8 protein-coding genes are annotated in these 14,628 nt (G+C 68.8%); 2 read left to right on the forward strand and 6 right to left on the reverse strand.

The window, feature by feature from the left end; all coding sequences use genetic code 11:
• Positions 1-15: 15 nt before the first annotated feature.
• Positions 16-2,601 carry a family 20 glycosylhydrolase gene (locus tag RTQ83_RS04990; protein WP_312511667.1) on the forward strand — a complete coding sequence of 862 codons (2,586 nt, stop codon included), beginning with the start codon at positions 16-18 and terminating at the stop codon, positions 2,599-2,601.
• A 171-nt stretch (positions 2,602-2,772) separates the two neighbouring features.
• Here the strand turns inward: RTQ83_RS04990 and RTQ83_RS04995 are convergent, their stop codons facing one another.
• The 6 genes from RTQ83_RS04995 to RTQ83_RS05020 are packed head-to-tail and all read right to left on the reverse strand — an operon-like array spanning position 2,773 to position 12,801.
• A complete protein-coding gene (locus RTQ83_RS04995; RefSeq protein ID WP_312511669.1) occupies positions 2,773-3,537 on the reverse strand; it encodes a DUF2135 domain-containing protein in 765 nt (254 codons plus the stop codon).
• A gap of 4 nt (positions 3,538-3,541) precedes the next feature.
• Positions 3,542-4,333, reverse strand: a complete 792-nt coding sequence (locus RTQ83_RS05000; RefSeq protein WP_312511671.1) for a DUF2135 domain-containing protein — start codon at positions 4,331-4,333, stop codon at positions 3,542-3,544.
• Positions 4,333-6,027 (reverse strand): DUF2300 domain-containing protein, encoded by a 1,695-nt coding sequence (locus RTQ83_RS05005; RefSeq protein WP_312511673.1) that lies wholly within the window; start codon positions 6,025-6,027, stop codon positions 4,333-4,335. Before RTQ83_RS05005 ends, RTQ83_RS05000 begins: the two co-directional genes overlap by 1 nt.
• Positions 6,024-10,535 (reverse strand): alpha-2-macroglobulin, encoded by a 4,512-nt coding sequence (locus tag RTQ83_RS05010; protein WP_312511675.1) that lies wholly within the window; start codon positions 10,533-10,535, stop codon positions 6,024-6,026. Before RTQ83_RS05010 ends, RTQ83_RS05005 begins: the two co-directional genes overlap by 4 nt.
• Before the next feature lie 17 nt (positions 10,536-10,552).
• Positions 10,553-11,248 (reverse strand): DUF1175 family protein, encoded by a 696-nt coding sequence (locus tag RTQ83_RS05015; RefSeq protein WP_409456082.1) that lies wholly within the window; start codon positions 11,246-11,248, stop codon positions 10,553-10,555.
• Positions 11,215-12,801 carry a DUF2138 family protein gene (locus tag RTQ83_RS05020; protein ID WP_312511678.1) on the reverse strand — a complete coding sequence of 529 codons (1,587 nt, stop codon included), beginning with the start codon at positions 12,799-12,801 and terminating at the stop codon, positions 11,215-11,217. The genes RTQ83_RS05015 and RTQ83_RS05020 overlap by 34 nt, the downstream gene beginning before the upstream one ends.
• A 249-nt stretch (positions 12,802-13,050) precedes the next feature.
• Between RTQ83_RS05020 and RTQ83_RS05025 the strand changes: the two genes are divergently transcribed.
• The gene (locus RTQ83_RS05025; protein ID WP_312511681.1) at positions 13,051-14,628 is read left to right on the forward strand and encodes an AAA family ATPase; all 1,578 of its coding nucleotides are present in this window, start codon (positions 13,051-13,053) and stop codon (positions 14,626-14,628) included.

Here is a 14,628-nt window from a genome sequence, read left to right on the forward strand (position 1 = left end):
ATAAGGGAGAATGATTTGGGCAAGAAAATGATGACCGGTGGCGCCGCGATGGCGTCGACCTTGCTGGCAGCGCTGATGATGGCAGCATCGGCGGCATCGGCGGCATCGGCAGCGCCGGCCGCACTGGCGCAACAGACCGCGCAAGCCGCTTCAGTGTCGGGCGTCGCCAACGCGGCGCGCCTGCAGCTGCGCTGGGAAATGCAACGCAAGCCGGCGACCGAGCAACTGCCGCAGGGCGGCAGCCCGGCGCGCTTCGTGCTGACCAATGGCGACACGCAGGCATTGCCTGCTAGCGGCTGGACGCTGTACTTCACCGGCATCGACCGCATGCCGAACGGCGCCCAGTCGGCCGGCCTGGTGCTGGAGCAGGTTGCGGGCGGCCTGTTCCGCCTGCGTCCCGGTCCCGATTTCAAGGGCCTGGCGCCCGGCCAGACGGTGGAATTCGCCTACCGCCATGTCGACTCGGTGTTCATGCCGTCGCGTTCCCCGACCGGTCCCTACCTGGTGTACGACGCCGCGCCGGACGTCGCGGTGGCGCTGCCGTACACGGTTACGACGCTGACCGAACCGGCCCAGCGCAAGGTCGGCAGCCGGCATTCGGCGGTGACGGCCGAGGACACCTACTGGCGCAACGCGCGCGCCGACCTGCTGCCGGCAGCCAGCCTGCCGCCGGTGCTGCCGACGCCATTGCAGCTGACGCCCGGCGCCGGGCGACTGGCGCTGAGCGGACGTCCGGCCATCACGGCATCGTCGGCGCTGGCCAATGAAACGGCGCTGGCGCGCTCGCTGTTCCCGGCCACGCTGGCCGCCAGCGGCGGCCCGGCGCTGCGCCTTTCTGTCGGCAAGGTCGAAGGGCAAACCTCGCCTGAAGCCTACCGCCTGGCGATCAGTGCCGCCGGCGGCATCGACATCGTCGGCAACAGCGCCGCCGGCGTGGCCCACGGCCTGCAGACGCTGCGCGACCTGCTGCCGCTGCCGGGCGCGACGACGCTCGACCTGCCCGAGCTGACGATCGTCGACGCGCCGCGCTTCGGTTACCGCGGCTTCATGCTCGACGTGGCGCGCAACTTCCACACCAAGGAAACCGTGTTCAAGTGGCTCGACCTGATGGCGCGCTTCAAGCTGAACAAGTTCCACTTCCACCTCACCGACGACGAAGGCTGGCGCCTCGAGATCGCCGGCCTGCCGGAATTGACCACGGTCGGCGCCGTGCGCGGCCATAGCGCCAAACCGGGCGTGCGCCTCGATCCGGCCTACGGTTCCGGTCCCGACCCGAAGGACGCCAGCGGCACCGGCCACTACACGCGCGCCGACTACATGGACATCGTGCGCTACGCGCAGGCGCGCCACATCGAGGTGATCCCCGAAATCGAGATGCCGGGCCATGCGCGCGCCGCGGTGCAGGCGATGGAGTCGCGCTACCACCGCCTGAAAGCAGCCGGCAGCCGCGACGCCGCACGCTACCTGCTGAACGACTTCGACGACAAGTCGGTGTACGTGTCGGCCCAGCTGTTCAACGACAACGTGATCAACCCGGGCCTGGAATCGAGCTACACCTTCATCGACCACGTGGTGAAAGAGATCGCCGCGCTGCACCGCGAAGCGGGCGTGCCTTTGAAGACCATCCACATGGGCGGCGACGAACTGGCCAACGGCGCCTGGGAAAAGTCGCCCGCCAGCCATGCGATGATGCGCAAGCACGGCCTGGAAACCAGCGCCGACCTGTGGGATTATTTCTACGAACGGGTCGACGCCATCGTGCGCAAGCACGGCCTGGCCACCGCCGGCTGGGAAGAGCTGGCGGCGCGCAAGACCACGCTCGACGGCGCGTCGAAGCTGATTCCGAACCCGCGCTTCACCCGCAGCGGCTTCACCGCCTACGTCTGGAACAACACGGTCGGCGCCGAAGACCTGGCCTACCGCCTGGCCAACGGCGGCTACGACATCGTGCTGACGCCGGTCACCCGCATGTACTTCGACATGGCGCGCAACGCCAATCCCGAGGAGCACGGCGTCAACTGGGGCGCCTACGTCGGCCTGGACACGGTGTACGACTTCGTCCCGTTCGACCTGATGCGCGACGATCCGCCGGCGGCGCGCGTCGGCAAGGACCGCATCACCGACTACGGCAAGCGCCGCGTACGCGGCATCCAGGCCAACCTGTTCGCGGAAACCGCGCGCGACCCGGCGCGCCTGGACTACCTGGTGATGCCGCGCCTGGTGGCGCTGGCCGAACGCGCCTGGGCCGCGGATCCGGTCTGGGCCACCGCGGAGGACAGCGCCAAGTCCGCGGCGCTGCACCGCACGGCGTGGTCGGGCTTCGTCAACGCCCTGGGCCAGCGCGTGCTGCCGCGCCTCGACCTGGACGGCTCGAAGGTCGCCTACCGCATCGCGCCGCCAGGGCTGGTGATCGACGACGGCAAGGTGCTGGCCAACCACGTGCTGCCGGGGATGATGCTGCGCTATACATCCGACGGCAGCGAGCCGACTGCGGCCAGCCGGCAGGTGAGTGGGCCGATCCTGGAGCGCGGCACCATCCGCGTTGCGGCGTTCGACCGCAACGGCCGGCGCGGGGCGGTAGCCAGCGTCGAATCGCGCTGAACGGATGGCGCGCAGCGCCCAGTCAGGTGGGCCAACGGTGCTGGTGCACTGCCGCCCACCAGCGCGGCATGCGCGAAAAGCAACTAACCAACATGAAGCGATCGAGACGCCCTGGCGATGTGACGCTACGGACTCCGGCCGGAATAGCGCGATGCCGGCAAGCGTCCAGCGTCAGCGGAACACGAAACTCTTGATCAGCGTAAGCTCGCCGGCCGCGCGCATCGGCACCCGGAAAGTCTGCTTCTTTTCGCGTGACGTATTTTCATGCGCGATGATGGTGACCTGCGCCACCGTGAGGATCGACTGGTCTTCTCCGCTGCCGAAATAGTTGACGTACACGTGATAGTTCCCGGGCGCCGGGGCGGCGCTGGAGAAAATCTCCGGACCATAGCCGGTGGTGACGTCGACGTCGAGGGCGCCACCGTTGGGCATCACGCGGTCGCCATACCAGGCGTGCGCGCCGTCCGGTCCAATGACGTGCAGATCGAGGTCGGTGCCCGGGGTGTCCCATGACAGCACCAGCCGCAGCCTGGCCTGGGTCTTGCCCTTGTAGCTGTCGTAGAACTGGCTGCGGGCGACAGACCGGCCGTCAGGCGAGCGCACCTCGACGTTGTTGGCGCCGCTGCCGAAGCCATAGGGGCGGCCGAACGATCCATCCTCCTGCAGCTCGAGCGGCATCGCCGCGCCGTTGACGATCAGCGTCGCCGGGCGGCCCTTCGGTGCGCCCGCGATGCGGCCGCGGATCTGCGCGCCTTCGCTCTGGCCCGGCGGCAGGCTGACCGACGAGGCGGGGTAATCGACCGGCTGGGTGTACGTCGCCTGTTCGCCCGCGGACGAGCGCCAGCCGCCTTTTGGCGCGTCGATCCTGACTTGCGCCTGTGCGGTGCCGGCCAGTGCGCAGGCGGCAATCCAGAGAGGTAGCGCTGCGAATTTCATGGCATCAGTACACGAACGATTTGACCAGCGTGAGCTGGCCGATGCTACGCAGCGGCACCACCAGGTCTTCGCGCCGCTCGCGCGGCGTGTTCTCGTTGAAGACCAGGGTGATGCGGCTCGTAATGACCGGGCGCTGGCGCGTCGATTCGTCGAAGTGGTAGCCGTCGTTGCCAAAATTCCCCCAATAGTTGATCCATACCTGGTAGGTGCCGCGCAGCTGCGAGGTCATCGTGAACATCTCGGGACCGGGTCCATCGACGCTGTCGGCATCGAGCCCGCCGCCATTGGCCAGGAACGGCTGCTGCCAGAACGCGTGGCCGCCGTCGGGCGTCACGATGTGCAGGTCGATCTCGGCCTGGTTGTCGTCCCATGCCGCGATCACGCGCAGGGTCGGCTGCGGGCGCGTGCGGTCGGCCTCGTAGAACTGCACCCGGCGCGCCGCCTTGCCGTCGGGCGTGCGCACTTCGACACTGTTCGAACCGCTGCCGAAACTGTAGGCGCGCGCGAAGCGGCCCTCGTCGTCGGTGTACAGCGGCGTCGGATTGCCGTTGACGACCAAGGTGTGGAACGGGCGCTGCGTGCTGGCGCTCTTGAGCCGGCCGCGAATCATGGTGCGCGATTTCTGCGCGCCGCGGTCGACCAGCGAATACGGATAGTTCACCGCCAGCTCGTCGGATTTGTCCACCAGCCCAGCGCGCTTCCAGCCGCCGACCGGCGTGTCGAGCGTCGCATCCTGTGCGTATGCCGACGCCGCGCAGAGCAGGAGCATCGATGTAATGATGGACGCGCGCCGCATCACAGACTCCCCGCGCCCTGGTCGGCAATCCGGCGCGCCAGGCTCTCGACGTAGGCTTCGTCCTGACCACGCGGATGGCGCCGCAGGGCGATATGGATGTATTCGTGGGCCAGCGTGATGCGGTCTTCGCGCGTCGCCAGCGGCCGCATGAACACTCGCCCGCGCGATTGTTCCGAGTAGGGCGCGCCGCTGCCGAGCGCGCACACGCTGGGCAGTTGCGCCGGCCGTTCGTAGCCCGGTTCGCGCAGCAGGACGCGCTCCCAGCGCGGCAGCATGCGCGCCAGCCAGGCTTCGTTGTCGTGCAGGCGGCTGCAGCGCTGGCCGCCTGCGCCGAGAATGGTCAAGCTGCCGCGCGGGTAGGCGTGGGCCAGGATGGCGTCGAACACCAGGCCGCTGCGCGCCTGTGCGCGTGCCTCGGTCCAGGCCAGCACGTCGGGGCCCGGCTGGTCGCGGTGGTAGCGCACCTGCGCGCCTTCGATCACCAGCGCATCGGTCCAGCGTGCCACCGCCAGCGCGGCGCTCGATGCCGGATTCGGGCTGACACGCTGGGTGGCGCTGCTGTCGGCGATCTGCTGGCAGGCTGCTACCGGCCGCGCATTCTGCTGGAGGTAGGTGCGCGCCGCGATCGCCAGCGCCCTGGCTGCCTCCTGCTGGGTGGCATCGGCCTCGCGGTCCAGCACCCGCGCCACGTATTCATTCACGCCGAAGCGGCCCTGAATACGCAGCCGTCCGCCGGCGTCGCGCAGCAGCGTCATGTCGCCGCTGCCGAAGAAGGCCAGGCGCTGGCCGTTCTCGAAGCGCACCACATGACGGCCTCGCAGCGTGCCGCTACGGGCGGGGCCATCCGGCCCGTCGACGCGCGCGATCGGATAGCGGGTGAAGAAATCCACCACCACGCAACCGGCATCGGGATCACTGCCAGCGCCGCGCGCCGGCGGCAGGCTGGCGGCCAGCTGCGGCGCCCAGCGTTTGAAAATGCCGCTGCTCGAATCGTCGCCGCCGAACCAGACCGGCGTGCCGTCGGCCAGCCAGCCGGCTGCGCCGCCCAGGCGCTGCTGCGGACGATCGGCGCGGTGCCAAGTGAAGGTTTTCACTCGCAACCGGTTGCCGAACCAGCGCACGCTGCCGGCGCCGCGTGTATCGAGCACGGTGCGCAGCAGGGCGGCTTCAGCATGTTCGCGGCTGGCCGGCGGTATCCTGCCCAGCACGCGCAGCAGAGTGCCCAGCCGCACCTGCTGGCCGGGCACCAGCCGCTCGGGTGCGGACAGCCATGCCAGCTCGCCGTGCAACTCGCCACCAAGCAGGCGGCGCCAGTACGCTTGCCATGCGCCGCGCGCCAGCATCAGGCGCGCCGGCTGGAACAGCAGACCGCACGATTGCGCCAGGGCGGCGTCGGCGTCGATGCGCTGGCCCGGGTCGCAGCAGTACGCTTCGTCCGGCACCCGGCCGGTGCAGTGGTAATCCGGCATGGCGACGCCGGTATCGGATGCGTACACGTAGACGAACAGCTTCCACAGGCTGCCCAGCGGAACCTGCGTGTCGGCGCGCACGGCCGGTCCGCCGGCCACAGTCTCCTGCTGCAGCTGGACGCTGCGTACGTTGCCGCCGTCCAGCCAGGCGACATCGAGGGTCGCCGCGCCGCCATGATTGGTGCCGGCCAGCAGCGCAGCAAACAGGAGCGCGAGGCGCATCATTCCACCTGCAGCGTGGCGATGGCCCGCTGCGGTTGCTCGGTGGCGATCCGGTCAGGCTGATACATGCGATGGAAGCGCGCCGGCGGCACCCGGTAGCGGCCCTTCTGGGCGAAGCGCAGCAGGTGGCGCACCTTGATCTCGCCTTCCAGCACATCGACCGGCACCGCGTAGCCGTCGCGCCGTTCCACGTGGCGCGCGCGTTCGAGCGGGGTGCTCTTGCCGTCGTGTTTCAGGTCGATGCCCCAGGTGGTGGCTTCGACCGAGGCGCCCGGCGGCAGCGCCACTTCGACCAGACCGAAACGAGCACGCGTGCCGGCTGCCGGCTTCAAGGTGACCTCGTCCAGGTAGAGTTCATCGGTGCGCAGCGCTTCATTGCCTTTCAATGGCTGCAGGCTGTAGCCGCTGCCGGAGGCTTTCAGGCGCAGGATGCGGCGCTGCACCTGCACCGGCAGGTCGCCGGTTTGCGGCGCCCGGCTGTCGAACTGCAGCATGGCGACCGTACCGGCAGGCGCGGCCTGCGTCAGTTGGAGGCGTGCCGGCAGCGCCTTCGGGTCGGTCCAGTGCCAGACCGGCATGCCGGAACGGCCATCATCCCCCCGCCAGGCGCCGGCCGGTGCCAGGTCGGGCCGCTGCGCCGCCGGCGCGCCGCCGAGTTTTTTCTGGACCCAGATCAGGGTCAACGCTCGGTCGATCGTCGGCAGGTCGGCGCTGGCGTCCTGCAGCAGCGCGTCGGCGCCGCCGGCCGGCTGCTGGCCGCCCAGCATCAGCAAGGCGCGCGCGGCAGGAGCGCGCATTCCCTGCAGCGCTTTCCAGGCGGCGTCGACCTGCTCCTGCAGCGAGGGCGGCAGTTCGACGCTGTTGTCGGCGGCGACCACCGCCAGCAGGCCGAGTCCCATCGCATCCGTGCCGGAATCCGGCGTGGCGCCCAGCACCAGCGAATCGTGCGCGGCGCGCTTGGGTAGCGCCGCCAGCTTGGCGCCGGCGTAGTTTTCTACCAGGCCGGCGGCCAGCGTGCGGGTCGGCAGGTCCATCTCGCGCGCCAGCCACAGCACCAGCGCGCGTTCGAGTACGGGCGCACCCAGGCCGTGTTCCTGGTACACCCGCGTCACATTGTTCCAGTGCTCGGGCGGCAGCTCAATGCCGAGCGTGCGCGCCGCCAGCCAGTCGGCGTAATAGGCGTAGGCCGTCATCAGCGGATCGTTGCGGCTGCCGTTGCCCCACCATCCGAACACCGCCTGCGGTCCGGCCATCGACACCAGGCGCAGGCGCTGCGACTGCAGCGTGGCCAGCAGCCGATCGCGCACGCCGGGGGCGGCGCCGACGCCCTGCAGCGCCATCGTCAGCGGAATCAGGCGGCTCGCGGTCTGCTCCACGCAACCATAGGGATAGGCGATCAGGTCATCCGCAATGCGGGCGAAATGACTGGCGGCGCCGGAGGTGAATGTCAGCCTGATGTTGCGCGCGTCGGGCGGCAGCGCCAGCGCCGTGTCGAGACCATTCAGTGCCACCGTCTGCGTCCGCAGGCCGCTCCAGGCGACCGGCAAGGTCTGCATCGGAGCGTCGAGGGCATCGACCAGTTGGCCTTTGTGGCGGATTTCGAGCCGCAGCGGAGCGGCGCCGGCCGACAACGCGAATTCGGCATAGTTGACCCCGGGCCGCGCCTGCAGCGTTTTCTTGCTGCGCTGCGCGCCTGCCGCCAGCGTGACCTCCAGTGGCTGTTCGCTTCCGGTCTGGTTGAACACCGCGATCGAGGCGCGCGGTGCGTCGCCGGCGCGCATCCAGTCGGGCGCGGTCCACTTGGTATAAAAGGCCTTGTCCGAGCGCACGTAGGCGGTGCGCTGGCCGACGCGACCCTGGGCGTCCATGGCGCGCCCGGTGATGCGCCAGCGGGTGAGAGCGTCGGGCATCACGAACGTCACGCGCGCGCGGCCGCTGGCGTCGGTCCTGAGCGTCGGCGCCCAGAACGCGGTATCGATCTCGGCGCGGCGCGGGCGTTCCAGCACCTTGACGCCGCGCTCGTTGTAGTTGTGGCGCGCCGGCGCTTCGCCGCCGCGCCCCTGCGCCATGTCATAGCTGATGAAGGCCAGGCTGGCGGTGGTGCGCACGTTGTTGCGGCGCAGGTGATGGAAGAAGTCGCCGATGTCGGGCGCGATCTCGGGCTGCAGCACGTAGATCATCTCGTCGACCACGCCCAGCGTCAGCTGGGTCTCCACTGGTTTACCCTCCAGTTGCGCCAGCACGTCGAGCGTCACCGTCTCGCCCGGCTGGTACACCGGCTTGTCGCTGCTGAACTGCAGCGCGATACGCGGTGTGACGACTTCGATGCCGGCGTTCTCGAACACGAATTCGCCCTTGCGCACGTAGGCCACCGAGAACGTCATGTTCGGCCCGTGCTCGGCGCGCACCGGCATGCGCACGCGCCACTGGCGCGGCGCGATGCGGCGCGCCTGGTACCAGGGCGCGTCGCCGGCGGCCAGGCCATGCTGCTCGACCTTGTCGCGTTCGAGGGTCAGCAATGCCTGCTCCACCGGCTCCGAGAAGGTCACCAGCGCTTCGGCGATCTCGCCGGGCGCGTAGCGCGCGCGGTCGAGCACGATCTCGATGCTGCCCGGCGCCGCCTGCACGCCGTCGCCCGCCACCCAGTGGCTGGCAGCCGCCAGCAGGTTGCCGCGCGCGTCGCGCAGGCTCAGTTGATACGAGCCGGCACCGGGGAAGTCCAGCTCCCAGTGGGTGGCCGCCGGATCGAATGCCCCGGAGGTCTTGGTCTGGGTTTCCAGGCGCATCAGCTCCCAGCGCTCCGGCCGCTGCGTGACCGGACCCTGGGCCGCCAGGTCGAAGCGCACGCGCTGGCCTGGTTCGGAGAAGTTGCGCTTGGCCTTGAGCTGGAAGCTGGTCACAGCGCGTTCCACCAGCAGCTCGCGTGTGGTCTTGACACGGTAGGCCGCGCCGTCGGTGGCCAGCACGGTGAGGATGTAGCGCGACGGGTCGCTCGCCGCCGGCAGCGTGAAGTGCACATTGCCCTGGTCGTCGCTGCGCAGCTCCTGGGTCTTGAGCTCGATCGGGAACATGCCGCTGTAGCGCAGCTCGCCCTCGACCATGGTGTTCTTCTGGCTGCGCAGGCTGAGCGAGACCTGGGCGCGCTTGACCGGCTTGCCGTCCGGGTAGCGCAGCGCGATGCTGCCGGTGACGACGTCGCCGGTCTTGAAGTCGGCGCGGGCAGGGCGCACGTCGATCTCGAAGTGCGGCTTGATGTACTCGGCGACGCGAAACGCCGCGCCATAGGTGTCGTCCTGGTAGCGCAGGCGCAGTTCGTAGCCGCCGGCGCTGGCCGCCTCGGGCAGGCGCAGGCGCGTCTCGGCGCCGGTCTCGGACGACAGCTGCAGCGCTTGCGTCAGCACCGGCGTGCCGTTCGGGTCGATCAGGGTCAGCCCGACCGGCCCGGCCAGCGCCGGTTGCGAGACCCGCGCGGACACGAAATGGCGCGCCAGAATCTTGATGTTGACCTCATCGCCGGGGCGGTACAGCGGGCGATCGGTGACGGCATAGATCTTGGTGTTGTAGATCTCGCTGTCGTAATAAAAATTTTCGGACACGAACACGCCGCCGCTCGCGTCTTCGCCCAGCACATAGGTGTGTTCCGGGCTGGCGCGTTCGAGCACGGCGACACCATCGCTGCCGGTGCGGCCGGATTGCAGAATGCCGGCGCCGTCGCTCCAGGCGACCAGCGTTCCCGGTACCGCGGCGCCGTTGTCGCGCCGCGCGGTCCAGGCCAGCAGCTGGCCCGACGAGATCTTGGTCACCGCCACCGTGTCCGACACGAACACCAGCGTGGTGGCGCGGTGCTCGCCGATCATCGCTTCGATCAGGTACAGCCCGGGTTTGCGCTTGCCGATCGGGATCATCAGGTTGCCGCCTCCGCCGGACTCGATGAATTCGCTGCTCGAGCCTTCCAGCTTGACGCCCGGCGGCGGTTCAATCGACCTGGCATGCCAGATCGGATAGCGGAAGCTGTCGACCATCTCGAAGCCCTGCAGCGGCTTGTACTGCGGATGGTTGGCGTAGACGGTGGGCCGATGGATCGCGTCATTGGTGGCCAGGCCCGGCTGCGCCTCGGTCACGGCGCGCCGCGCTGGCGCCGAGAACAGCTTGCGCCACACCAGGCGCGACTCCTTCCACCAGGTGTCCCACAAGTGGCGGAGGGTATTGGCCAGGCCTTCGCCGCGGTAGTTGCCGGTCACCTCGATGCGGTGCAGGTTGCGCTGCTTCTTGAGGAATTCGAGCGGCTGCGGTACCCGGTAGACCACGATGTCGGCGCCCGAATACTGTTCCAGGCTGGCCCGCGCGGCGTCGCGCTCGGGCACTTCCAGGCGCACCTTCGCCATATCGGCGCTGCCGTAGCTGGCATCCGACAGCAGAAAGAACGGCGCGCCCTTGAATGGCTGGTAGTTGCTGGGCGGCCGCTCGCGCGTGTCGGCGCCACCTGGCAGCGCCAGGGCGAACAGCAGCACGGCGCACAGCAGCTGCGCTAGGCCAGGAAAGCAAGCCGGTAAACTCCGGCGAAGTTCGGGTTGTCGGCCGAGGGATGCCACCGTGTGTCCTTCCAGTTCATGAGTTGCCGGACGCCGACGCTGCGCAGGCCGTTGTCGGCCGGCGTGACGGTTCCGGTGTGGTAAGCGATGTGCGCGCCCATCCACACCATCAGGTGCTGGGCGTCGCCGTGGTCGTAGAACAGCAGGTCGCCCGGCTGGGCGGCGTTGACGTCGCGGCCGACCTGCCGGCTGTTGTGCTGCACCAGCGCCAGCGCGGTGACGAAGTGGCCGACCGTGCCGCCGGTCTGCAGCCAGCGGTTGCGCAGCCTGGCCTGTTCCGGCGTCAGGTCGAGTTCCGGCGGCAGCTGGCGGTTGGTGGCGATGCCGTTGGCACGCAGCCAGCGCGCGTCGTGCGGGGTCAATGCTTCGGTGACCGCGAAGCGCACCAGCCCGGCGCAGTCGCGGTGCTGCCAGCGCGGCGACGGACCGCGCTCGACCTGCACGCGCACGATGCGCACCATCCAGGCGCGGAAGGCGCGGCCCTGGGCCGGCGACAGGCGCGTCTGCGTATCGGGAATCCGCGTCAAGGCCGATGCCGGTGCCAGCGCACAGGCGCAGGCCAGTGCGCCGAGCAGGCGCACGCAGTCGCGCCGCGCGCTCATCGGATCGCTTGCCACTCGAGCCGGGTCCAGGCCTTGCCGGAGGCGGGCAGGGGACCGAGCACCATGCGGTAGGCCGGATAGCGCGCCAATGCGTCGAGGCGCGGCGCCATATGAGTGTCGAAAGCGGCGCGCAGCACCGGCTCGCTGCCCGATGGCAGTACGTCGGACGCTTCCTTGCGCATCAGCTGCGCCAGCGCGGCCGGATTGACGATGCCGATCGTGCGCGCCGGCGCCGGCAGCCGGTCCGACGCGGCAGCTGCCCGCTTCTGGTGTACCGCCAGCACGCTGTCGACCAGTGCCGGATCGGCCGAGAACACCACGGCGTCTCCGCTGGTGGCGAGCGTCGGCGTCAGCGCGCCGGCGGGCGTGGAGCGGGCGCGCTGCCAGCGTTTGCCGGCGGCCGTTTCATCTGCGCTGTCGCTCGGGCCGACCATCGCGTTAAACAGGCCGGCCAGCGCGGCGTCGCGGTTGCCGGCGGCGTTGGGATTGGCCGGCGCGCGGCGCGCCACGAACACCGGCGTGTACAGGTGCGAAGCGCCATACCAGCAGGCGGCGGCCGGGCCGGCGAACTGCGACGCCAGCGTGTCCACCGCGGCGTCGGCGCCCAGGCGCTCGAGCACCGGCTGCATCGCGGCCCAGTCTGCCGGCACGCTGAAACAGGCGCTGGCGCCATACGGCAGCGTGTCCCACAAGGGCCGGCTGTCGTAGCCGCCTTGCTTCAGCGCAGCGCCGTCGAGCAGCACCTGCGATTGCCATCCGTTGCGGCTGAAATCGAAGCGCAATGCCTGCAGCGCGCCGAAGAACGGCTGGTAGCCGAACGACAGGAAGTCGGCCTTAATCGCGACGCTATGCCCGGCAGGAATGCCGGCGCCGAGCTGGAATCCCTCGCGCAGCACGCCGTTGGCGCGTGCGTCCGGTGCCAGCAGTTTGACCACCACGTCGCGTGCGCGCTTGTCCAGGCGGTCGTCCTTGTCGCCGCCGTACAGCATGCCCGGATGCGACAGGATCACCATGCGCTCGCCATGCGCCACGAACAGCAGCGTGCGGCCGTGGACGTAGTCGAGCGCATATACCGGCGCCGTGCTGGAGCCGAACCGCAGTTCGCCGGCCAGGCGCATCTGCGTGTCCTTGAGCGCAACCTTGGCGCTCTCTTCGAGCAGGCGCGCCAGGCGCGTGCGTGTGACCGCGATCGCGAAGTGTTTGAGCGTGCCGTCGCCGTCGCGCCACAGCGCCATCTCGGCCGGCTGGTCGAGGACCATGCGAATCAGTTCGTCGCCCCAGGTCAGCTCGTGCTCGTAGGCGATGCGGCGCAACGCGCCTTTCAGGCCCAGGCGGTCTTCGTTCTGCTCGTAATAGAACACGATGTCTTCGCGCAGCACGTCGCGCGCGAGCGGGATGCTCAAGAGGTCGCGCGGCAATGAGGAAATGCTGTGGCTCAGGACCAGCGCATCGGGACTGGACAAATCCAGCCCGAGGCTGTTGACCGGCTCCATGCCGCTCCAGCCGAAGGTGCGATAGGCAGCCACCGCGCCGGCGCAGACCAGGGCTGCGAACAGATATTTTCTTGCCGCTTTTGCGTTCATGCCGTCGCTGCCGTGAAGGTGACTGACCGGTTGTACTATGGAGCTAGTTGCTCAACAATATGGGTGGCGCAGATTTTATGATAATTCCTCGATTTAAGAAGAAAACCGTCTCTATCGAACAACTTGATGCAGTACGCATGGCGTCGACCTGCTGATCCGGCGACCTGACACCAGCCGTCACCCGCCACTATTTACTGTGCGGTGGCTTGGCGGTAGAGTATCGCTTGCCCGCTCATGCCCTGGACACCCATGAAATTCGACTTCTTCCAGAAGGTTTCACGCGCCCCGACCAATCCGCATACGGCCAACAGCGCGCGCGAATTCGATGTGGCCGACCTGTACAACGGCCCGTTCCCGGACGGCGCCGCACCCGGCGCGGTCGACGCGGGCCTCGACGAAAAGCTGCGCCAGGCGTATTTTTGGATCGTCAACAAGGCGATCATCAGCCCGCACTACGACATCGAATACAACGACGGTGCTCCGCGCACCTACCAGGTGGGCGACACCAGGCGCCAGCTCACGCTGCCGTCGGCGCAGAGCTATTCGAGCTTCATCCTGCTGCCGCTGCTGACCTTTGCCACGCGCCGCAAGTGCCTGTTCATCGGCGGCCCGGGACGCGGCAAGACCGCCAGCGCGATCCTGATGGGCGTGTTGTCCGGCGCCGCGGTGCGCGACGTGCGGCGCGCCATGCAGCACGGGCACCCGCAGATGACGGTGGCCGACCTGCTCGGCAATCCGCTGCCAGCCGACCTGGTCAGCGCCCAGAGCATGGACGGGATCCGCATCGCCTGGCGCGCCTGGCTGTCGATGCGGGTCAAGATCATCGACGAATACAACCGCATCCCGACCCGCACCCAGAGCGCGCTGCTGACGGTCATGGGCGACAACTATGCCGAGGTGCTGGACCAGGTATTCGAGTGCCCGGAGTCAGCCTGGTACCTGACCGCGAATGACGAGCAGGGCGGCGGCACCTACCAGGTGATCGAGGCCCTGCGCGACCGCATCGACGTCATCGTGCAGGCCTTGCCGTTCAATTCGCGCTTCCTGGGCGACCTGCTGCTGCGCATCGAAGAAGGCGTCCGTCCGGAAGAACTCGTGCCGCAGGAACTGATCTTTACCGAGGAAGAAGTCGACCGCATGGGCGCGGCCATTCGCGCGGTCGCGGTGCCCGAGCAGGTGCGCCGGCGCGTCGAATTCTTCGCCAGCCAGTTCGAGCTGTGCGAACTCGCCGGCGGCCAGTTCGAGTACCTGAACAAGGATACGGCGCGCCTGTCGGGCGTGGCCTGGAACCAGGTCACCGCCGCCGACACCGGGCGCGACCGGCTCAAGGACCTGGGCTGCCAGAGCGTCAACGGGCTCTCGGTGCGCAACCTGTCGACGCTGCTGGTGTTCGCCAAGGCGCTGGCCTGGTTCCGCGGCAACGGCGAGGTCGAACTCGACGACGTGCGCCAGATATTGCCGTTCGTCCTGCGCGACAAGCTGCAGCCGGATCTCGACGCGCCGTTCTTTGCGCTGCCGGAACATGCCGCCTACCGTACCGACCGTATCAGCTGGCTGCGCCACCTGTTCGATGCGGCCAGCGACGAATTCGTGCGCCTGAATCTGGAGCGCGACGACGAGGTGGGGGCGATGGCGGCGGAGTTCGCGCGCGGGTTGGACGGCCTGTCGGAACGCGAAACCCGCACGCGGATCGTGCGTATCGAGAAGCTGGTCGCGGAGCGGGTCAAGGGCAAGAAGCTGTACGGCCACCTGTACGACGACCTGCTCAAGCTGAAGTACCTGCACCAGCGCTACACCAATTACCTAGCCTGGCTGCGGTCGCGCTGA

This window comes from Massilia sp., assembly GCF_031995545.1.
Taxonomy (GTDB): domain Bacteria; phylum Pseudomonadota; class Gammaproteobacteria; order Burkholderiales; family Burkholderiaceae_D; genus Telluria.